The 18,042-nt window shown below is 72.4% G+C and carries 17 protein-coding genes; 11 read left to right on the forward strand and 6 right to left on the reverse strand.

The window, feature by feature from the left end; all coding sequences use genetic code 11:
- The first annotated feature begins 5 nt into the window (after positions 1-5).
- The gene (locus tag ACQPZG_RS03000; protein ID WP_433544174.1) at positions 6-365 is read left to right on the forward strand and encodes a hypothetical protein; all 360 of its coding nucleotides are present in this window, start codon (positions 6-8) and stop codon (positions 363-365) included.
- Between the two features lie 343 nt (positions 366-708).
- Positions 709-864, forward strand: coding sequence for a DUF6131 family protein (locus ACQPZG_RS03005; RefSeq protein WP_185029679.1), 156 nt, complete (start codon positions 709-711; stop codon positions 862-864).
- A gap of 231 nt (positions 865-1,095) precedes the next feature.
- Here ACQPZG_RS03005 and ACQPZG_RS03010 read toward each other — a convergent pair whose 3' ends face one another.
- Complete coding sequence (locus ACQPZG_RS03010; RefSeq protein ID WP_433544175.1) at positions 1,096-1,929, reverse strand: aldo/keto reductase; 834 nt, start codon at positions 1,927-1,929, stop codon at positions 1,096-1,098.
- Positions 1,930-2,247: 318 nt separating this feature from the next.
- On the opposite strand from ACQPZG_RS03010, the gene ACQPZG_RS03015 reads away from it, so the two are divergent.
- The 3 genes from ACQPZG_RS03015 to ACQPZG_RS03025 all read left to right on the forward strand — a co-directional run bounded on the left by ACQPZG_RS03015 (position 2,248) and on the right by ACQPZG_RS03025 (position 4,590).
- Positions 2,248-3,258: a glycoside hydrolase family 5 protein gene (locus ACQPZG_RS03015; protein ID WP_433544176.1), complete on the forward strand. Its 1,011-nt coding sequence runs from the start codon at positions 2,248-2,250 to the stop codon at positions 3,256-3,258.
- A 77-nt stretch (positions 3,259-3,335) separates the two neighbouring features.
- Positions 3,336-3,977: a TetR/AcrR family transcriptional regulator gene (locus ACQPZG_RS03020; RefSeq protein ID WP_433544177.1), complete on the forward strand. Its 642-nt coding sequence runs from the start codon at positions 3,336-3,338 to the stop codon at positions 3,975-3,977.
- The gene (locus ACQPZG_RS03025) at positions 3,967-4,590 is read left to right on the forward strand and encodes a hypothetical protein (RefSeq protein ID WP_433544178.1); all 624 of its coding nucleotides are present in this window, start codon (positions 3,967-3,969) and stop codon (positions 4,588-4,590) included. Before ACQPZG_RS03020 ends, ACQPZG_RS03025 begins: the two co-directional genes overlap by 11 nt.
- A 30-nt stretch (positions 4,591-4,620) precedes the next feature.
- On the opposite strand, the gene ACQPZG_RS03030 is transcribed toward ACQPZG_RS03025, so the two are convergent.
- From ACQPZG_RS03030 to ACQPZG_RS03040, 3 genes are read right to left on the reverse strand one after another with little or no spacing between them, the layout of a single operon-like run.
- Positions 4,621-5,610 (reverse strand): TolB family protein, encoded by a 990-nt coding sequence (locus tag ACQPZG_RS03030; RefSeq protein WP_433544179.1) that lies wholly within the window; start codon positions 5,608-5,610, stop codon positions 4,621-4,623.
- Positions 5,607-6,977, reverse strand: coding sequence for an MFS transporter (locus ACQPZG_RS03035; RefSeq protein WP_433544180.1), 1,371 nt, complete (start codon positions 6,975-6,977; stop codon positions 5,607-5,609). Before ACQPZG_RS03035 ends, ACQPZG_RS03030 begins: the two co-directional genes overlap by 4 nt.
- Positions 6,977-8,326, reverse strand: coding sequence for a discoidin domain-containing protein (locus tag ACQPZG_RS03040; RefSeq protein ID WP_433544181.1), 1,350 nt, complete (start codon positions 8,324-8,326; stop codon positions 6,977-6,979). The genes ACQPZG_RS03035 and ACQPZG_RS03040 overlap by 1 nt, the downstream gene beginning before the upstream one ends.
- A gap of 1,351 nt (positions 8,327-9,677) precedes the next feature.
- Between ACQPZG_RS03040 and ACQPZG_RS03045 the strand changes: the two genes are divergently transcribed.
- From ACQPZG_RS03045 to ACQPZG_RS03055, 3 genes are all read left to right on the forward strand, one after another.
- A complete protein-coding gene (locus ACQPZG_RS03045) occupies positions 9,678-10,025 on the forward strand; it encodes a MerR family transcriptional regulator (RefSeq protein WP_433544182.1) in 348 nt (115 codons plus the stop codon).
- Positions 10,026-10,089: 64 nt separating this feature from the next.
- Positions 10,090-10,362 carry a DUF3253 domain-containing protein gene (locus ACQPZG_RS03050; RefSeq protein WP_433544183.1) on the forward strand — a complete coding sequence of 91 codons (273 nt, stop codon included), beginning with the start codon at positions 10,090-10,092 and terminating at the stop codon, positions 10,360-10,362.
- A 194-nt stretch (positions 10,363-10,556) separates the two neighbouring features.
- Entirely contained in the window at positions 10,557-11,462 is a 906-nt protein-coding gene (locus ACQPZG_RS03055; protein WP_433544184.1) for an aminoglycoside phosphotransferase family protein, read from the forward strand.
- 100 nt (positions 11,463-11,562) lie between these two features.
- Here the strand turns inward: ACQPZG_RS03055 and ACQPZG_RS03060 are convergent, their stop codons facing one another.
- Entirely contained in the window at positions 11,563-12,861 is a 1,299-nt protein-coding gene (locus ACQPZG_RS03060) for a cation:proton antiporter (protein ID WP_433544185.1), read from the reverse strand.
- Between the two features lie 561 nt (positions 12,862-13,422).
- Here ACQPZG_RS03060 and ACQPZG_RS03065 point away from each other — a divergent pair.
- A complete protein-coding gene (locus ACQPZG_RS03065; protein ID WP_433544186.1) occupies positions 13,423-14,028 on the forward strand; it encodes a GOLPH3/VPS74 family protein in 606 nt (201 codons plus the stop codon).
- A 278-nt stretch (positions 14,029-14,306) separates the two neighbouring features.
- On the opposite strand, the gene ACQPZG_RS03070 is transcribed toward ACQPZG_RS03065, so the two are convergent.
- A complete protein-coding gene (locus ACQPZG_RS03070; RefSeq protein ID WP_433544187.1) occupies positions 14,307-14,480 on the reverse strand; it encodes a hypothetical protein in 174 nt (57 codons plus the stop codon).
- Positions 14,481-15,108: 628 nt separating this feature from the next.
- Between ACQPZG_RS03070 and lanKC the strand changes: the two genes are divergently transcribed.
- Together lanKC and ACQPZG_RS03080 are read left to right on the forward strand one after the other, a co-directional pair.
- The gene (lanKC, locus tag ACQPZG_RS03075; RefSeq protein WP_433544188.1) at positions 15,109-17,922 is read left to right on the forward strand and encodes a class III lanthionine synthetase LanKC; all 2,814 of its coding nucleotides are present in this window, start codon (positions 15,109-15,111) and stop codon (positions 17,920-17,922) included.
- The gene (locus ACQPZG_RS03080) at positions 17,909-18,037 is read left to right on the forward strand and encodes a SapB/AmfS family lanthipeptide (protein WP_185029709.1); all 129 of its coding nucleotides are present in this window, start codon (positions 17,909-17,911) and stop codon (positions 18,035-18,037) included. The genes lanKC and ACQPZG_RS03080 overlap by 14 nt, the downstream gene beginning before the upstream one ends.
- The last annotated feature ends 5 nt before the right edge of the window (positions 18,038-18,042 follow it).

The following is an 18,042-nucleotide window of genomic DNA, read 5'->3' on the forward strand; positions in this document are numbered from 1 at the left end:
GCCCCATGTCGAAGCCTGACGATCTGCTCGTTGACGTCGCAGCCCTGGTGGAAGCCGGGCAGAGCAACCAGATGTCCCTGACCGTGGTCACCGGTGGTGCTGTCATCACCGGTCGGCTCGCACCCGAAGCCGTGTGGAGGGCGCGCGTGTCGGAAGTGCTCTCCGACTCGGACCGCCTGGGCGAGTTCTCCGCCGTCTTCAAGGCGCCCTCGCAGAAGGAGGGGCCGCCCACGCACCTGCACTTCCACGTCGCCCGGATCCTCCAGGGCACCGTGGGCATCCCGGAGACCGGAGGCATGTACCGCGTGGCGATCAAGGACATCAGCGCCTGGACCGTCGGCGACTTCAGCTACTCCGACCACTGACGGGACGACAGGACGAGAGCGGCGACCGGGACGAGAACCCGGTGCCACGAGTGGGGGCCGGGTCGGCATGCCGACCCGGCCCCCACCGCTGTTCGGACACCCTCCCGCGGCGGCTTCCTCCGCCTCCCCACGACGCGTCGCCGGGACACCCGTCGTCAAGCGGGCCCTTGTGCCCGGCGCGGACCGAAAGATGCAGGTGACATGCCATGCATAGGGCCGTCGGAGCGGGGCACACGCAGGTCGCACGACAGAGCACCTGCTCGTGCGGCGAGTGGGAACAAAGGTGCTTTCGCGTGGCCGACAGGGCCGCGCGATCCGAAGAGACTTGAAGATCGGAATCGAAATGATCATCCTTGGTGTCATTCTCCTCCTCATCGGCATGCTGGCCCACGTTTCGCTTCTGACCACCATCGGAGGCATCCTCGTCGTGGTCGGCGCCGTCCTGTGGATCCTGGGTGCGATGGGCCGCGCCGTCGGCGGCCGCAAGCATTACTTCTAGGCCCCGACCTGACGTTTTCCTGCGAACCCTGGACGGATCCGAGTAACGGGTCCCCCTGCACAGCACCGGCAGCGCGCCGCTCCCGGGAGCCCGAATCGGGCCCCGACCGAGCGGCGCGCTGCCGGTTCGCGTGCGGGGCCCGGGGGTACCGCACGCGCCGCGCCCGTGCGCGGGGGCGACGCGGGCCGCCTCCACGCACGGACCGACGGTCCCGGCGTGGACGAGGGCCGGCTACAGCATGTCCAGCGGCTGCTTGCCCGTCGGCGCGGGGAACGCGGCGTCCAGCGTCCTCAGGTCCTCGTCGGTGAGGCGGATGCCGAGGGCGGCGTGGTTGTCCTCCACGTGCGCCACGTCGGACGCCTTGGGAATGGCGATGACGTCGTCCCGGCGCAGCACCCAGGCGAGCGCCACCTGCAGCGGGGTCACCCCGTGCGCTCCCGCCACGGCGTCCAGGGCCTCGTGGCCCGCGAGCCGCCCCTGTTCGAGCGGGGAGTACGCCATGACCGGCACGGAGCGTTCCCGGCACCACGGCAGCAGGTCGTACTCCGGGCCCCGGCGGGTGAGGTTGTAGAGGATCTGGTTCGTCTGCGGCACGGCGCCCGCGGGGAGTTCGGCCAGGTCGTCGACGTCCAGGTTGCTCACACCCCAGCCGCCGATGCTGCCGTCGTCGACCAGCCCTTCGAGCGCCTCGACGGTCTCGGCGAGCGGAACACCGCCCCGCCAGTGCAGCAGGTACAGGTCGATGCGGTCCGTGCCGAGGCGGCGCAGGCTCGCGCGGCAGGCTTCCACGGTGCCGCGTGCGTGGGCGTGGGCGGGCAGCACCTTGCTGACGAGGAACACCTCGTCGCGACGCCCGCGGACGGCTTCGCCGATCAGTTCCTCGGCCGCGCCGCTGCCGTACATCTCGGCGGTGTCGATCAGGGTCATGCCCAGGTCCAGGCCCCTGCGGAGCGAGGCGATCTCCTCGGCACGCCGCGTGCGGTCCTCGCCCATGCGCCAGGTGCCCTGACCCAGGGCGGGCACTTTCGCGCCCGAGGGGAGCGTCACCGTTCTGGCCGCTGTCATCGTGGGTCCTCTCTCGTGTCACGCGTCGCGCCCGTACCGGCAACCCCACCATGCCCACGGGCGCACGCACAACCGACGGCTCCTCCCCTCCTGGGTTCGTTCCGTCGGCGCCGGGGCGCGCTGATCCGCGGGGGTGCGGCCCGGCGCAGGAACGGCCCCCGAGCCGCCGGGGGAGGTGGCCGTCGCGCTCCGCCTAATCGTTAGGAAGGTTTCCCAACACTCTTGACGCCCCCTGTGAACGGCCCTAGCTTTCACGCCAGGAAGCACGCCCACCCCCCACCTCTGGAGCCCGTGATGTCTCGCACGAGTCGATCTGTCATGTCCATGGCTGCCGGTTCCCTCGCGGCTGTCCTCCTCTCGCTCTCCGCCACCGCCCCGGCGACCGCGGCCGGACCCGGATCCCCCGGCGCGGGGACACGGGCGATCAACGGCCCCCTGAAGGTCTGCGGCACGCAGCTCTGCGACAGGAGCGGCAAGGCCGTCCAGCTCAGGGGCATGAGCACGCACGGCACCCAGTGGTTCCCCAAGTGCGTCACCGGCAAGTCGCTCGACGCCCTCGCCCACGACTGGCGGGCGGACGTCCTGCGCGTCTCCACCTACGTCCAGGACGGCGGCTACGCGACCGACCCCGCCAAATTCATCGCCCGCGCACAGAAGTACGTCGACATGGCGCACGCCCGGGGCATGTACGCGATCATCGACTGGCACATGCTCAGCCCCGGCGACCCCCACTTCAACCTGGACCGCGCCCGCACCTTCTTCACCGCGATGGCCAAGAAGTACAAGAACCACCCCGGCGTGCTCTACGAGATCGCCAACGAGCCCTCCGGGGTCAGCTGGTCCCGGATCAAGTCGTACGCCGAGCAGATCATCCCGGTCGTCCGCGCGCAGGACTCCGACGCGGTGGTCCTGGTCGGGACGCGCGCCTGGTCGTCCTTCGGGGTCTCCGAGGGAGCCGACGAGTCCGAGGTGGTCAAGAACCCGGTACGGGCCTCGAACATCATGTACACGTTCCACTTCTACGCGGCCTCGCACCGCGAGGAGTACCTGGCGACCCTCGACCGGGCCTCCGACAAACTGCCCGTCTTCGTGACCGAGTTCGGCACCCAGAACTACGAGGGCGAGGGCGCCAACGACTTCGCGATGTCGCAGAAGTACCTCGACCTCATGAAGCGCAAGAAGATCTCGTGGGCCAACTGGAACTACTCCGACGACCACCGCTCGGGCGCCGTCTTCAAGGACGGCGTCTGCGACACCGACGACACCTGGGCCGGCACCTCCGTCCTCAAGGAAGCGGGCGTCTGGATCCGCAGCAAGCTCCGCGCCTGACCCGCGCGCCCCGCCCGGGGGCGACCGGGCCGGGGGGTGTACTGGTGGTACACACTCCTGGTCTGTACTGTGGATCCATGCCCCTTCCCCGGTTCGACCGCCTTCCCGCCGGACGCCAGGAGCAGATCCTGGCCGTGGCGCGCCGCCAGTTCGCCGAACACGGTGCGCAGAGCGCCTCGTACAACAGGATCATCGAGGCCGCGGGCTTCTCGAAGTCCGCGGCCTACCACTACTTCGACGGCCGACAGGACCTGCTGCGCGCCGTGCTCGACGGAGTGCTCGGGCGGCTGCTCGACGCCCTCGGCCCCTGGACCGGGGCGAGTGACGAGGCACAGTTCTGGTCCCGCCTCGACGCGGGCGCCGCGGCGCTCGCCTCCCACCTGCTCAACCACCCGGACGACCTGGCTCTCGCCGACGCGGCCGTCGCGCACGCGCGCGAGGACGGAAGGTGGCTGGGCTGGTTCGACGCACTGGTCTCGAACGGGCAGGAACTGGGGGTGATCCGCACCGACGTGGACCGGGAACTCCTGGTGGCGGCGACCGCCGCGGTCGTACGGACCGCCGACGCGTGGGCGCTCGCCCGCGCGAAGACGTCGCCCGAGCCCGCGGGACCGCTGCCGGAGGAGTCCGGCGCGCAGCTGTGGGCGTTGCTGCGCGGGCTGTGGAGCGAGACCGGGCCGTTCCTGGGCGGGGCAGGGGGGAGCACCGGTGCGCGATGACCTGAAGATCGTCTGGGACGTGCCCCCGACACCGCCGGGACTCGTGGGCCGGGTGGAGCGGTTCATGGGACCGGGCACCTCGCCCGCCGAGTGGGCGGTGGGGGGCGCCGGCCTCGTCGTCTGCGGTTTCCTCCTGGTCGCGGGGACGGCGGGTTCCGCCGACTGGCGCGGGTGGTCGGGCCTCCAGTGCACCGTGGTCGTACTGGTGGGACTGGATCTCGTCGGCGGAGTGCTCACCAACGCCACCCACGCGGCGAAACGCTGGTACCACCGCCCCGGCCCGGGGAGGCGGCGGGCCCGGCTGCTGTTCGTCACCGCACACCTGGGCCACCTCCTGGCCGTGGGGCTGATCGTCCTGTCGGGCGACTGGCGTTGGACGCTCACCCACGCCGGGCTGCTGCTCGCCGGGGCGGTCGTCGTGGAGTTCACGCCGTTGCACCTCAAACGTCCCGTCGCGATGGGCGTCCTGATGGCCGCTGTGCTGGTCGACCTGTTCTGGCTGGACGCGCCCGCCGCGCTCGGCTGGTTCGCGCCGCTGTTCTTCCTGAAGCTGCTCGTCTGCCACCTCGTCCCGGAAGCGCCGCTGGAGCGCGGACGGCGCCCGGACGCATGAGTCGCACACCCCACCGTCCGGGCCCGGAGCTCAGCGCACGACGACCGGCGAGGAGCCGCCGGGAACCGTGAGGCGGGGCGCTTTGGTGCCGTCCGCGGGGACCGACCAGACGTCGCTCCTGCGGCCGTCGCGCCCCGGCAGGGCGTAGCCCAGGGTGGCGTCGTCCAGCCAGGCGGCCTGGTCGTCGACGCTGCGCGTCTCGGCGACGGGGTGCTCGCGCAGGTCCGCCAGGTCGAGGACGTACAGCCGCCAGGGCGCGGCGGGGTCGTCGGACACCTTCTTCTTGAAGGCGAGCCGGGTGCCGTCCGGCGACAGCGAGGGGCATTCGGCGTTCTCCCGCAGCGCCCGCGCCGACCACTTCCGCAGGTCGCCCTCGACCAGACGGGTGATGCCCTTGGACGAGACGGTGGCGTAGAAGCGGTTGTCGTCCCGGGCGAAGGTCACCCCCCAGTAGTTGACGTCGGGGGAGTGGTAGCGGACCCCGTCGACGGTCAGCGGGATCTCCTCGATCGACTTCACGAGGAAGCCGGTGCGCAGGTCCAGGATCGCCGTACGAGTGGAGAAGGCCGAGGTGGCGTACGAGTCGCCGGTCGCGAACGTCGTCCAGGACAGGACCTGCCCCGAGGCGGACACCCGCGCCCGGTTGGGGATGCCCGCCACGATCACCCGGCGGATCTCCCTGAACTGCCGGTCGAGCACGATCGCGTGGGTGCGGGCGGGTACTCCCGGCAGCTTGCGCAGGCACAGCGCGCGCGGTCCCGCCGCGTGGAACCGTTCGCAGGAGGGCCCGCCGGCCTCGCGCGGCGCCGGGCCGCCGGGCTGCCGCGCGACCCGCCCGGTGGCCGCGTCCCGGAAGTAGAGTCCGGGCTCGGCGAGGGTGAACGAGGCTTCCGCGTGCGCCTGTTGCGGCGGCAGGGCGCGCTGCCGGGCATGCAGTACGTAGCCCAGGGAGCCACCCCCGAGAAGGAGCACGGTGGCGACGACGAGAGCGAGGCGGAGCTGCCGGGTGCGAGGACTCATGACGCCTCCGGGGCGGAAGAGGACGGTGGCCGGGGCGGCGGGGAGGACGAAGGCGCCGACGGGGACGAGGTGGCTGACGGGGACGAGGTGGCGGACGGGGACGAGGGCGCGGACGGCGGGGCGCCGGTGCGGGCCGGCAGGACGTGCCGGGCCGCGGCCAGGGCCGCCGCCAGCGCGCAGACCGCCACCCACAGTGCGGCCCCCTGTCCCCAGAACGTCCACGCCGCCCCGAAGCCCGCGGCGCCGACGAGACGGGCCAGCGCCTGGCCCGTCTGGAGGATCGCGAACCCGCTCGCCCGGCCGTGCGCGGGCAGTACGGGGCCTGCGAGCGCCATCAGCACGCCGTCCGTCGCGGCGTAGAAGATGCCCAGAAGTGCCAGGACGACCACGAGAGTCGCCCAGGAGACGGGCACGAGCAGCGTGGCGTACGCCGCGAGCAGGGCCGCGTGGCCGAGCAGGAACGGCAGGCGGCGCCCGGTCCGGTCGGCGATCCGGCCCGCCGGGACGGCGAGCAGCAGATAGCCGGCGGCGGCGCCCAGCGGCAGCAGCGGGAACAGGGTGGGCGACAGCTCCAGGGAGCGTTGGAGCAGCAGGTACAGGAAGGCGTCCCCGATGGTGGCCGCGCCGAGCAGGCAGGCCGCGTACAGGACGCGACGGAACGCGGGGTCGCGAAGTGCCCTGTGCCGGGCGGGCTTTGCGGGCACGGGGGCGGAATCCGCGGCGGACGTGGCGGTGCGGTGTCGGGCGGCGTTCGGGACGTACAGCACGAGCAGCAGCACGCCGAGCAGTCCGACGCAGAAGCTCACGACGAACACCGCGTCGTAGGCGTCCGCCGTCGCCCACAGCACGGCGAAGGCGACGAGCGGGCCGAGGAGTGCGCCGGTGGTGTCCATCGCGCGGTGCACGCCGAAGGAGCGGCCGAGGGTCTCCGGCGGACCGCTGAGCGAGATCAGGGCGTCCCGGGGCGCGGTGCGCATGCCTTTGCCGAGCCGGTCGGCGGCGAGGGAGGCGGCGATCCCGGAGGTGGCGCCGCCCGCGAGGAGCAGCCCGAGCCGGGAGAGCGCGGAGAGCAGGTAGCCCGCCCCCGCGACCCGCTTGTGGTGCCCGCCGCGGTCGGCGAGCCGCCCGCCGAGCAGTCGCACCAGTGCGGTCGCGCCGTTGAACAGGCCGTCCAGGAAACCGAATTGAAGGGGCGAGAGGCCGAGCCCCAGGACGAGGTAGAGCGGCAGCACCGCCGTGACCATCTCGGAGGAGACGTCGGTGACGAGGCTGACCGTGCCGAGCGCGAGGACGGTGGCCGGCACGCGCCGCCGCACCCCTGAGGAGCGGGGCGGCGCGTCCGGGCGGCCGTTGGCTGCCAGGTACATCAGTGGCAGCTGTACTTCGGGCTCGTGTCCTTCACCTGACCGTCGACGCCGACGTAGGACCACCCGTAGCCGGAGTCGTTGAAGTCCATCTTCAGCACGCCGTAGGGGCCGCTGATCCGCTTCTGGCTGTTCGGCTGGACCTCCTCGATCGGGTACGGCGGGGCACCGCCCATCCCGCCGACGATCTGCACGATTCCGTCGGCCTTCGCCCGGCCCTCGGGGTCCTGCGGGGCGAACCGCTCGTAGTGGTGGTCGTGGCCGCCCAGGACGACGTCGGCCTTGGCGGCGTACAGGATCTTCCACACCGGCTTGGAGACCGGCTCGTTGCCGTGCCCGCCGGACGAGAAGAGCGGGTGGTGGAAGTAGGCGGCGACGCACTTCTTGCGGTTGGCGGCCAGGTCGGCCTTGAGCCAGTCGATCTGGGCGCTCTTGTCGAAGGAGTTGGAGTCGAGGGCGATGAAGTGCCAGTTGCCCTCGTCGTAGCTGTAGTAGCTCTTGCCCTGCGGGTAGGCGAGGGAGCCGAAGTACGCCTTGTACCCGGCGAGGGAGCCGGCCGGGTCGTAGGTCTCGTGGTTGCCGGGGACCGGGCGGGTCTTCGCCTTGAACGCGCCCCAGGTCTTGTCGTAGTAGTTGCGGAAGTCGCTGAGCCGGGCGTCGTCGTACTGGTTGTCGCCCATCGTCAGGTAGAACTTCGGGTTGATCTGCTGGGCGAGCCTGGCGGTCCTGGGGTGGGCGCAACTGCTGCTGGAGGCCGTGCACTGGGCGGCGATGTCACCGGCCGCGACCACGGTGAAGGCGCCGCTGGGCGGCGGGTTGCCGTCGAACTTGCCGTGGACCGCGGCCTCGAAGAGCGAGTAGCCGTACGAGGTGCCGCGGACGGTGCCGTACACGCGCAGGTACCTGCCCGTGCCGGAGAGGCCGGTGAGGTCGTCCGTGCCGCCGTTGCCCGCCGTCTCCCGGGCGATCGGGGTCCACGTCACGCCGTCCGTCGACATCTCGACGCGGTACGCCTTGGCGTAGGCGGCCTCCCAGGTCAGCTTGACCCGGGAGACGGCGGCGGTGGCGCCCAGGTCGACCCGGACCCACTGCGGGTCCGCGCCCTCGGCGCTGGCCCAGCGGGTGGCGGGGTCGCCGTCGAAGGCGTACCCGGCGGCGAGGGCGGAGGACTCGGTGGAGGAGGCGGTGGCGGGCTTCCCGGTGGAGAGGACCGGGTCGGCGACGACGCCGGCCCGCCCCGGGGAGGCGAGCAGGAGCCCGCCGACGAGCGCGAGCACGGCGGCGAAGGCGAGGAGGAGTGTGGGGTGTCTGCCGTGGGACGTGGGAAGGGAAGCTGAGACGTTCAGGCGCATACCTGGACTCCCTGGCGTGGGGGTGGCGAGAGCTGGACTCCGTGCGGATCGCCGCGCCCAGGGCAGGGAGCGGCGAGACGGCGGCCGGGTCAGAGCTCTCGCTGAGCGCGTCATGCCCATGGCAAGTCGGGCGCCGCGCCAAGCCGCCGTTCAGGGAGAGTAGTGGATAGGAAGGTTTCCTACCAGTACTTCGACGCAGGCTGTGGGGTCGGTCAACGGGTCTGCTGTGAGAGCGAGTTGCGCGCGTGCCGCAGCGGCGATCGGCCGGGGCCTGAGGTCCGGCCGGTGGCGCGGCCGTCACCGGCCCCCGAGCGCCAGCTCCACCGTGTGTCCCCCGGCGGGGCGCACTTCCGTACCGGCCGAGCGCGTCCTTCGGTGCGGGTGCCGGCCCCGGTGGTGTGCGCCCGGACCGCCGACGCCGGCCGCGGCGGGCCCTCGGTGCGCAGGTTCGCGTCGAGGACCGTCCCGTCGGAGAAGTACAGGCCCACGCGACCGGCCACGGCGCGGCGGCGAAGGCGTGCGGATCGGGCAGCCCGCGGAGGCGGCAGCGAGGGGGCGTGCCCCGTGCGGCCATGGGCGCCCGAACGCCGTACCTCGTGGTCGCCGGGCGGACAGGGGGCAGGTGGCGTCGCCGGAGTGGGGCCGAGGCCCAGCGGGACTCCGGCTTCCGGCGCCACCGCGCCACGCGGACCTGTGGGAGCTGCGGACGATTTCCTCTTCGATCCGCACACGGATTCCTCTGTGCCAGGGACACAAAAATCTGTCGTGGCTGGAGTAGACATTGAGGTGTGGCGTGGTTATGGTTTCTCTCGTAGCCAGAGAGACCGCAGGGCCCGGCAGAGACGAACTGCCGGGCAGCAGTACCCGCAACAGCAGTACCCGCGAAACGGTGCGGCGGTGGAGTTCCGAAGCCAGGGAAGTCGCAGGACGGTGACGGGACTGACCGCCGGACCGGGTGGCCCGCAGTGATCAGGGGCCGCCACCGGCAGGACCCGCAAGTGCAGTGCACAGCAGCGGAATGGAAGGCGCAGTACCTCGGTGAAGGCGTCGGCTGCGGGCGCGCGCACCGGGTGGAACATCGCAGTGAAATCAGATGGATCACAGAGGGAAGAACGGAGGGGCCGAGCGCCATCGGGATCGCCCGGGCAGAGCCCGGGTACCGCAGGACATCGACAGCGAGGTGGTCTCCGGTCAAGCAACCGCGATCCCCGCGCCCCGGCCGCAGCGGTCGGGCCAGCGGATACAGAGAGCCGGCGCGGAGCCAGCGCCGGCAGATGGTGTAGCAGTTCCTTCGGGGCCCGGGTGCCAATCGGCACCCGGGCCCCTCCAGCGCGTGGACGAAGAGGTGCCCATGACAGCAGACAACTCGTACGACCGACTCGACGACGACGACTACCCCGCCTACACCATGGGCCGGGCCGCCGAGATGATCGGCACCACGCAGGGATTCCTCCGCTCGCTCGGCGAAGCCCGCCTCATCTCCCCGCTGCGCTCGCCGGGCGGACACCGCCGCTACTCGCGCTACCAGCTGCGCATCGCCGCTCGGGCCCGGGAACTCGTCGACCAGGGCACGCCCATCGAGGCGGCCTGCCGGATCATCATCCTTGAGGACCAGCTCGAAGAGGCGCAGCGGATCAACGCCCAGTACCGCCGCACCGCGGAGTCGGCGAGCCCGGCCGCCGCGGACGCGGACGACTGAGAACCCGCCGACCCCGCCCCGCCCATCGCCGTCACCGCCGTCGCCGTTCGGGCATGATTCCCCCATGACGGACGACGAGGGGCAAACCGACCTGCGCCTGCGGCAGGCCATCGTGGAGCTGTTGCAGCGGCGCGGTCCGGAGGCGTCGATCTGCCCCTCCGATGCCGCCAGGGCGGTGTACGAAGGTCAGGACGAGGGCTGGCGAGCGCTCATGGAACCGGCCCGCCGCGCGGCCCGGCTGCTGGTGGCAGACGGCGAGGTGGAGATCACCCAGGGCGGCCGGCGGGTGGAGCCGGACCAGGCCCGCGGCCCCATTCGCATCCGCCGGGCGCGCTGACGACCGCAGCGAAAGGGCGGAGCCGGACGTGCGACCGCCGTGCGTGCCGTGCGACGCCGGGCATTCTGGCCGGCACTGCCCACTCTCCGCCCGTGCCCGCGGGCACCGCCGCTCCCGGCTCGGACGCCCCGTCGTCCCCCACGACCGACGAAAAGTACTCGCTTCCCACGCCCCCGGGGACGAGACTTTCCGCCATGCCTTTGCACGAGAACGAGATCCCGGTCGACGGGACGCTGGTCCGGTCGCTGCTGAAAGCGCAGCGCCCCGAGTGGGCCGACCTGCCGTTGACGCCCGCGGGGGCGGGTACGGACAACACCATGTACCGACTGGGCGACGACCTGCTCGTGCGGCTTCCACGGACCGCCGACGGGCAGTCCGTACGGAAGGAACAGACGTGGCTGCCCCGCCTGGCGCCGTTCCTTCCGTATCCGGTCCCCGAACCCGTCCACGCCGGGACGCCCACCGGGTCCTTTCCGGTGGGCTGGTCGGTCCACCGCTGGATCGAAGGCGCCGAGGCGGGCCCGGACACCGTCGAGGACTGGGCCGTCTTCGGGGCCGACCTGGCGGTGTTCGTCCGGGAGCTGCACCGCGTCGACCTCATGGGGGCGTCCCGCGCCGACGGGCTCAGCTGGTACCGCGGTGGGAACCTGGAGGAGTGCGGCCGGTGGGTCGGTGAGAGTCTCGACGGCTGCCGCAGCGCCGTGGGCGACGAGCTCGACGTCGACGCCCTGGAACACATGTGGCGAGCCGCCCTCGTGCTGCCGCCGTCGTCCGGGCCGCACGTGTGGCTGCACGGCGACCTCAAGCCGACCAACCTCCTGGTCCGCGACGGCAGACTCCGCGCGGTCATCGACTTCGGCGGACTCTCCGTCGGCCTTCCCGACGCCGAACACTCCACCGTCTGGGACCTGCCGCCCCAGGCACGACAGGCGTACTGGGACGCCCTGGACCTCGACGACGCGACGTGGCTGCGCGCCCGCGCCTGGGCCGTGGCGGTCGCCGCGAGCGGCATCCCGTACTACTGGGACACCTTTCCCGCATTCGTCACCGAGTGCCGGAACCGGCTCCGGGCCATCCTCAGCGCCCCCTCCCCGGCCTGACGGCGGACCGGCGCGCCCGCCGGTCCGACCGGGTGCTGCGGCCCGCCCGCCCGGCGGCAGGCCCCGCCGTATCCGCCGACCCGTCGGCGCGGGCGTGCCGTCATACGGTCGCGGGCCTCTCCCCGTCCGGCGCCCCGGGATCCTCCGCGGCCTCCTTCTCCCGCCGGCGGTCCAGGCGGTGGACCACCGGGCCCGAGGTGACGCCGTGCAGGATCACCGACACCAGGACGGTGAAGGTGACCACCGCCCACAGCTCCTCCTGCGGTACGGGGAACTTCGCCGCCCCCAGCGCGTACGCGAGGTAGTACAGCGAGCCGATGCCCCGAATGCCGTAACCCGCCACCACCCAGCGCTCCCGGCCCCGCAGGCTGCCTCCGAGCAGGCCCGCCCAGCCGGTCAGCGGGCGGATCACCAGCAGGACGACCAGTGCGGTGAGGGCGCCCCGCCAGGTCAGGGCGGCGAGACCGCCCAGGGCGACGAAGGCACCGAGCAGGAACAGCACGCCCGCGGTGAACAGGCGCTCGACCTGCTCCACGAAGTCGTGCAGCACGTTGTGGAACCCGTGGGTCCGCTCGGCCGCGCGGATCGTGCAGGCGGTGGTGAACACGGCGAGGAAGCCGTAGCCGCCGGCCAGTTCGGTCACCCCGTACGCCAGGAAGGTGGCGCCGACCGCGACGAAGCCCTCGCGGTGGTCGGACAGACGCAGCACCGACGAGCGGGGCCGGAAGAAGAGCCAGCCGAGCAGCCGGCCGACGAGGATGCCGCCCAGCACGCCGACGACGCACTTGAACACCACGTCCTCGACCACCCAGCCGCCGACCCAGTCCGTCGACCAGCCGCTCCCCGCCGCGGCGGCCAGGGCCACGGCGGCGTACGTCAGGGGGAACGCCAGCCCGTCGTTGAGGCCGGCCTCGCTGGTGAGGGCGAACCGCACCTCGTCCTCGTCGTGTTCGTCCTCGGTGGGCTCTCCCACCCGCACCTCCGAGGCCAGTACCGGGTCGGTCGGCGCGAGGACGGCGGCGAGCAGCAGGGCGGCGGCCGGCGGCCAGTCCAGGAGCCACCACGCGACGAGCGCGGTGGCGATCACCGTCAGCGGCATCGTGAACCCCAGCAGCCGCCAGGTGGAGCCCCAACGGCGCCGTCCCACCGGCCTGTTGAGCGCCAGTCCGGCACCCATCAGTGCGATGATCACGCCGATCTCGGTGACATGCTCGGTGAGCAGCCGGTCCTCCACCGGGTCGATCGCCGGGAGCGGAAGCGGCAGCAGGTATATGCAGAAGCCGCCCACCAGGAAGACCAGGGGCAGCGACACCGGGCGCCCGGCCAGGGCCCGCGGGAGCACCGCCGCGAGCAGCGCTCCCGCGCCGGCGCAGGCGAACAGCCCGTCACTGAGGGTCACTTGTGGTCCTTTCGTCAACGGCCGGTCCCCGAAAGCCGCCGGATTCGGCCACGTGGGGTCCGAGTCCCGTCATGCGCGACTCGGCGAGGCGCGGGGTCTCGTTCGGGTCCGCGACAGCACGTGGCGCGCGTCGCGTACCTGCTGCCTCTTGTGCCCGCCGACCGCGTGTTATTCCCGCGACCGGGCCTCGGCTTGCCGTTCCGGCCAGGTCGGCGCCGTGCGCCGCCGACCGGGCCGGGGTTCGCGTGCGGTCGCTCGGCGGCCGACCGGCGTCCTCGACGTCCATGGGACGCATCGTGGCAGCGCGCGGGTGCTCCTGCTCGCTCATCGGGTCCTGCGGCGGGGCGTGGCGGGCCGCGCCCCGGCCTGCCGTCGGCGCACGCGGTGTCCGACGCAGTCCCTCGGCCCGGTCCGCCGCGCGCTCCTCCCCGCACGCCCTCCCGCTTCGCCCCGGTCGCGCCCGGGGCGATACTGGGCGTGTCAGTCTCCCCGTTGCCGGGCCGGAGGTGGGCCGGTTCGGTGGGGGCACGTACCGGTCGTTGTCTGCGAGGGGAGCCGTTCATGACCACGGCGAAGGACCTGTTCATCATCGCCATGGACCCGGGACCCGGACAGTCCGTGGGGCAGGGCGACCTGTCGCTCGCCCTCGCGGGCGCCGAGCTGGTCGATCTCATCGGTGCGGGGGCCGCCGCGGTCGACGGCGACCGCATCGTTCCGGGCGAACCGTCGGCACCGCACGACCGGCTTCTGGCCGAGGCCGCGGCAGGACTCGTCCGGCAGGCGCCGTACGAGACGGCCGAGGACTGGCTGTGGCGCCGCGGACGTGACCTCTCGGCCGCCTACCAGGACGTTCTGGAGGAGGAGGGCGAGTTGGCGCAGGAGCGCGGCGGCCGGCGTTTCTTCGGCTCGGCCCGCGTGGAACCGGTCGACACGCCCGCGCGCCGACGGGCTCGCGAACGCTGGGAACGGCGGGAGCCCGTGCTGGTGGCGCTCGCCTCCGCGGTGGGCGTCGACGTCGGGGGCACCGACGAGGAGCCAGGCGTCGAGGACGAGGCGGTGTCGACCGTGCTCGCGGTCGTGCACGACGCGGTGACGGAGCTGGAAGCGGTGCGGCAGCGGCGGACCATCGAGAACGCGGCCTTCGCCAACATCTGGCGCGGTCCCTGAGCGAGCGAGCACGTCACCGGCGCCGTGTGCGCCGCGTAGGAGAAGTGCTGTACCCCCACACCCCAGATGCCTCCCGGGTGCACGTCGCCGGGAGGCATCTGTATGGGGGGTGTGCTTGGCGCACTGCCTCGTACAACGCCCGAGGGCACGACCGGTTACGGCCGCCGCCGAAAGAATGCCGACCGGAGGCAGAGGCCGTGGCCGGCACGCGGACGACAGCGGCGGGGCCGGAGCAGTCGCCCCGGCCCCGCTCGTGTCGAGCGCACGCTGTTCGCGCGTCAGTGCTTGAAGGTGTCCTTGGTCTTCTCCTTGGACTCCCGGGCTTCGCCGCGTGCCTCCAGGGCCGCGCCCTTGGCAGCCGTGGTGTCCTTGCCGGCCGCGTGAGCCGTCTTCTTCACGGCCTTCCCGACAACCTGCTCGGCCTTGGCCTTTGCCTTTTCTCCGGCGCTCATGGCGATCCCTTCGTCGTTGGTACAGAAGTGCGCCTGCCCCTTCGCGCGCCGGGAAAACGGGGGGCGGCACGCCCGGCCTGCCCCCGTCGAGCCGGGTGAGGGGGCGGGGGGCGTGTCAGGAAATCGGCCGTTGTGGAGCGCGTACCGGACAAAAGTGACGACGACCGGCTGCCCGCGCTCGCGACCGGGAAGGACACGGGTGCCTGACGTGCCGTCTACGTGGTCCCGGGAGGACGTATGGGCAAACAGGTGAAGTGCCGTTCGACCAGGACCGCCACCGGCAAACCGTGTCAGAACCCGGCGATGATCGGATACTCGCGCTGTCAGCTGCACAGGGGCGAGTGGACCCCCGTGCAGCCGCGGAAGAAAAAGAAGCGCTGAGGCGCGCGGGCCGGGCCCGGGAGACATCGCCCCGGTTCCCCGGCTCCGCGCCCTTTCCCCGGACGACCTCCGCGAACACGGGCGCAAGGGGCCCGATTCCTGCCGCGACGCCCTGGTCCTCACCGCGGTTACGCATGAGTTCTGCGTGACCGGACGGTGACAACTGTGACTGTTCGCCGTCCTCGCACCGTGACAGATTCGGTCCGTCAGCACGACCGGAGAGCGCGGTGAGGGCGAAGGAGAGCGCGTGAACAAGGGGTATGCCGTGTTCTGCGACGCGGACCGGCACTTCTACGACGCGCCGCACCGGATGAGCGCCGACGCCCACGGCGGCCGGAACGCCCTGTACGCCGCTGCCACCCGCCCGGTGCCCGACGGCTGGCAGCGCCACCGGTCCGGGGACTGGCTCGCGCTGCGGCCGGTGGCGAGCCCGCTGCCCGCCCAGGGCTGGAAGATCCACGTGTCGGCCACCCTGGACAACGCGGAGTCGGTCCTGGAGCGGGTCGTGGAGTACTGCGTACCGCGCGGCGTCGCCTTCAAGTTCGTGCCGAGCCGCTACCTGCTGCACACCCGCAACGCCAAGTACGCGGACCGCAGCGCCAGCGGCAAGTTCGTCACCGTCTACCCGGCCGACGACGAGCAGTGCCGGACCGTGGCCACGGACCTCGACGCGCTCCTCACCGGGGAGCCGGGCCCGTACATCCTGAGCGACCTGCGCTGGGGCCGGGGCCCGGTCCACCTGCGGTACGGCAGTTTCACCCGGCGGCACTGCTACGACGAGCGGGGCGAACTGTGCCCGGCGCTGGAGAACGCGGAGGGCGTGCTCGTACCCGACGTGCGCGGACCGGTCTTCCGTACGCCGGAGTGGGTCGAGCCCCCCGAGTGGCTCGCACCGCACCTCGACGCGCGCGCCGCGGCGAACGTCGCGGACCTGCCGTACGTCATCGAGAAGGCGCTGCACTTCTCCAACGGCGGCGGCGTGTACGCGGGAACGGACCGCAGGACCGGGGCCAAGGTCGTCCTCAAGGAAGCCAGGCCGTACGCGGGACTCGCGGCCGACGGCGCGGACGCGGTCGCCCGGCTCCGGCGCGAACAGGTCGCCCTGGAAAGGCTGTCGGGGCTCGGATGCACGCCCGAGGTGCTGGACTCCTTCGTCCTGGGCGAACACCACTTCCTGGTGATGGAGTTCGTCGAGGGAAAGCCGCTCAACTCCTTCTTCGCCCGTCGCCACCCGCTGATCGAGGCCGACCCGGGGCCCGAGCGGCTCGCCGAGTACACCGAGTGGGCGCTGCGCATCCACGCGCTGGTCACCGACGCGGTGGCCGCCGTCCACGCCCGCGGCGTGGTCTTCAACGACCTGCACCTGTTCAACATCATGGTGTCCGAGGACGAGTCGTCGGTGGTGCTGCTGGACTTCGAGGCCGCCGCGCCCGCCGCCGAGAACCGGCGGCAGACCGTCGCCAACCCGGCGTTCGTGGCACCGGCGGACCGGCGCGGCTTCGACGTCGACCGCTATGCGCTGGCGTGTCTGCGGCTCGCCCTGTTCATACCCCTGACCAGCCTGTTCGGGCTGGACCGCGGGAAGTCCGCACACCTGGCGCAGATCGCGGCCCGGCAGTTCCCGGTGGCGGAGTCCTTCCTGCGGGAGGCGGTCGAGGAGATACTCCGCGACCCGCAGGCCGCGCCGTCCGCGAGCGGGAACGGGCCGGATCCTTTGAGGGCCACCGCCCCGACGAAGGCCACCGCCCGCACGACAGCCACCGCCCCGACGACCGCAACTGCTCCGGCGAAGGCCACCGCCCCGACGACCGCAACCGCTCCGGCGGTGTCAGCCGCAGAACCGTATCTTCCCGTCGAGCCCGGCGACTGGCCGGCCAGTCGCGACTCCCTGGCGGGAGCGATCACGGCATCCGCCACTCCCGGCCGTACCGACCGTCTCTTCCCCGGCGACATCGCCCAGTTCGCCACCGCCGGGGGCGGCCAGAGCTTCGGGTACGGCGCGGCCGGAGTGCTCTACGCCCTGGCCGAGAGCGGGGCCGGGCGCTTCGCCGCGGGGGAGGAGTGGCTGCTCGCCCGCACCAAGGAACCGGACTCCGGCACCCCGCTGGGCTTCTACGACGGACTCGCGGGCATCGCCTGGACCCTGGAACGGCTCGGACACCGCGCCCGCGCCCTCGAACTGGCCGAACTCGCCCTCGCCCAGCCGTGGGAAGCGCTCTCCCCCGACCTGCACAGCGGGCTCGCCGGACTCGGACTCGCCCTCGAAGGACTCGCGCACGCGACCGGCGAACACACCCTGCACGACGCCGCGTCGCGCTGCGCCGACCTGCTGGTACGCCCCAACGGCGGTGCCCCGGACGGCAGGTCGCCCCGCGCCGGGCTGCTGTACGGCGCGTCCGGCAGCGCCCTGCTGTTCCTGCGGCTGTACGAGCGCACCGGCGACACCGCCCTGCTCGACCACGCGACCGACGCACTGCGCCGCGACCTCGACCGTTGCGTGCGCAGCGCGAGCGGCACCCTCCAGGTCGACGAGGGCTGGCGCACGATGCCCTATCTCGGCGCGGGCAGCGTCGGCATCGGCGCGGTACTCGACGACCACCACGTCCACCGGCCCGACCACGACGGCCCCGAGGGCGACTTCGCCCGCGCCCGCCGCGACATCGTGAGCGCCGCGCAGGCCACCTTCTACGCGCAGCCCGGCCTGTTCCGGGGCGCGGCGGGCATGGTGCTCCACCTCAGCCGCACCACCACCGGCGGACCCGGCACCGGGCCCGCCGACGTACGGCGCCAGATCGACACGCTCGCCTGGCACGCCGTACCCCACCAGGGGCGGCTCGCCTTCCCGGGCGAGCAGATGATGCGCCTGTCCATGGACCTCGCGACCGGCTCCGCCGGTTGCCTGCTGGCACTCGCCGCCGCCTCCGGTCTGCCGACCGTCGAGGACCGGACCGCGCAGCTGCCCTTCCTGCCGCCCCTGCGGCGGCCCCAGAACCGGCCCGATACCTGGGCCGTAGTGAAAGAAACCGTCCCCAGTGAAAGGAAAAGTCATGAGCATTCTTGACCTCCAGTCGATGGAGACCCCGAAGGAAGAAGCGATCGGCGACGTCGAGTCGGGCAGCCGCGCGAGCCTCCTGCTCTGCGGTGACAGCAGCCTGAGCATCACCACCTGTAACTGACGTCG

The sequence above is a fragment of the Streptomyces sp. CA-294286 genome (assembly GCF_050947155.1).
Classification (GTDB): domain Bacteria; phylum Actinomycetota; class Actinomycetes; order Streptomycetales; family Streptomycetaceae; genus Streptomyces.

Bases quoted from the DNA above. Each gene is read 5' to 3' on its own strand.
- ACQPZG_RS03000 (WP_433544174.1), top strand. From the start codon at position 6: ATGTCGAAGCCTGACGATCTGCTCGTTGACGTCGCAGCCCTGGTGGAA.
- ACQPZG_RS03005 (WP_185029679.1), top strand. From the start codon at position 709: ATGATCATCCTTGGTGTCATTCTCCTCCTCATCGGCATGCTGGCCCAC.
- ACQPZG_RS03010 (WP_433544175.1), bottom strand. From the start codon at position 1,929: ATGACAGCGGCCAGAACGGTGACGCTCCCCTCGGGCGCGAAAGTGCCC.
- ACQPZG_RS03015 (WP_433544176.1), top strand. From the start codon at position 2,248: ATGTCCATGGCTGCCGGTTCCCTCGCGGCTGTCCTCCTCTCGCTCTCC.
- ACQPZG_RS03020 (WP_433544177.1), top strand. From the start codon at position 3,336: ATGCCCCTTCCCCGGTTCGACCGCCTTCCCGCCGGACGCCAGGAGCAG.
- ACQPZG_RS03030 (WP_433544179.1), bottom strand. From the start codon at position 5,610: ATGAGTCCTCGCACCCGGCAGCTCCGCCTCGCTCTCGTCGTCGCCACC.
- ACQPZG_RS03035 (WP_433544180.1), bottom strand. From the start codon at position 6,977: ATGTACCTGGCAGCCAACGGCCGCCCGGACGCGCCGCCCCGCTCCTCA.
- ACQPZG_RS03040 (WP_433544181.1), bottom strand. From the start codon at position 8,326: ATGCGCCTGAACGTCTCAGCTTCCCTTCCCACGTCCCACGGCAGACAC.
- ACQPZG_RS03045 (WP_433544182.1), top strand. From the start codon at position 9,678: ATGACAGCAGACAACTCGTACGACCGACTCGACGACGACGACTACCCC.
- ACQPZG_RS03050 (WP_433544183.1), top strand. From the start codon at position 10,090: ATGACGGACGACGAGGGGCAAACCGACCTGCGCCTGCGGCAGGCCATC.
- ACQPZG_RS03055 (WP_433544184.1), top strand. From the start codon at position 10,557: ATGCCTTTGCACGAGAACGAGATCCCGGTCGACGGGACGCTGGTCCGG.
- ACQPZG_RS03065 (WP_433544186.1), top strand. From the start codon at position 13,423: ATGACCACGGCGAAGGACCTGTTCATCATCGCCATGGACCCGGGACCC.
- ACQPZG_RS03070 (WP_433544187.1), bottom strand. From the start codon at position 14,480: ATGAGCGCCGGAGAAAAGGCAAAGGCCAAGGCCGAGCAGGTTGTCGGG.
- ACQPZG_RS03080 (WP_185029709.1), top strand. From the start codon at position 17,909: ATGAGCATTCTTGACCTCCAGTCGATGGAGACCCCGAAGGAAGAAGCG.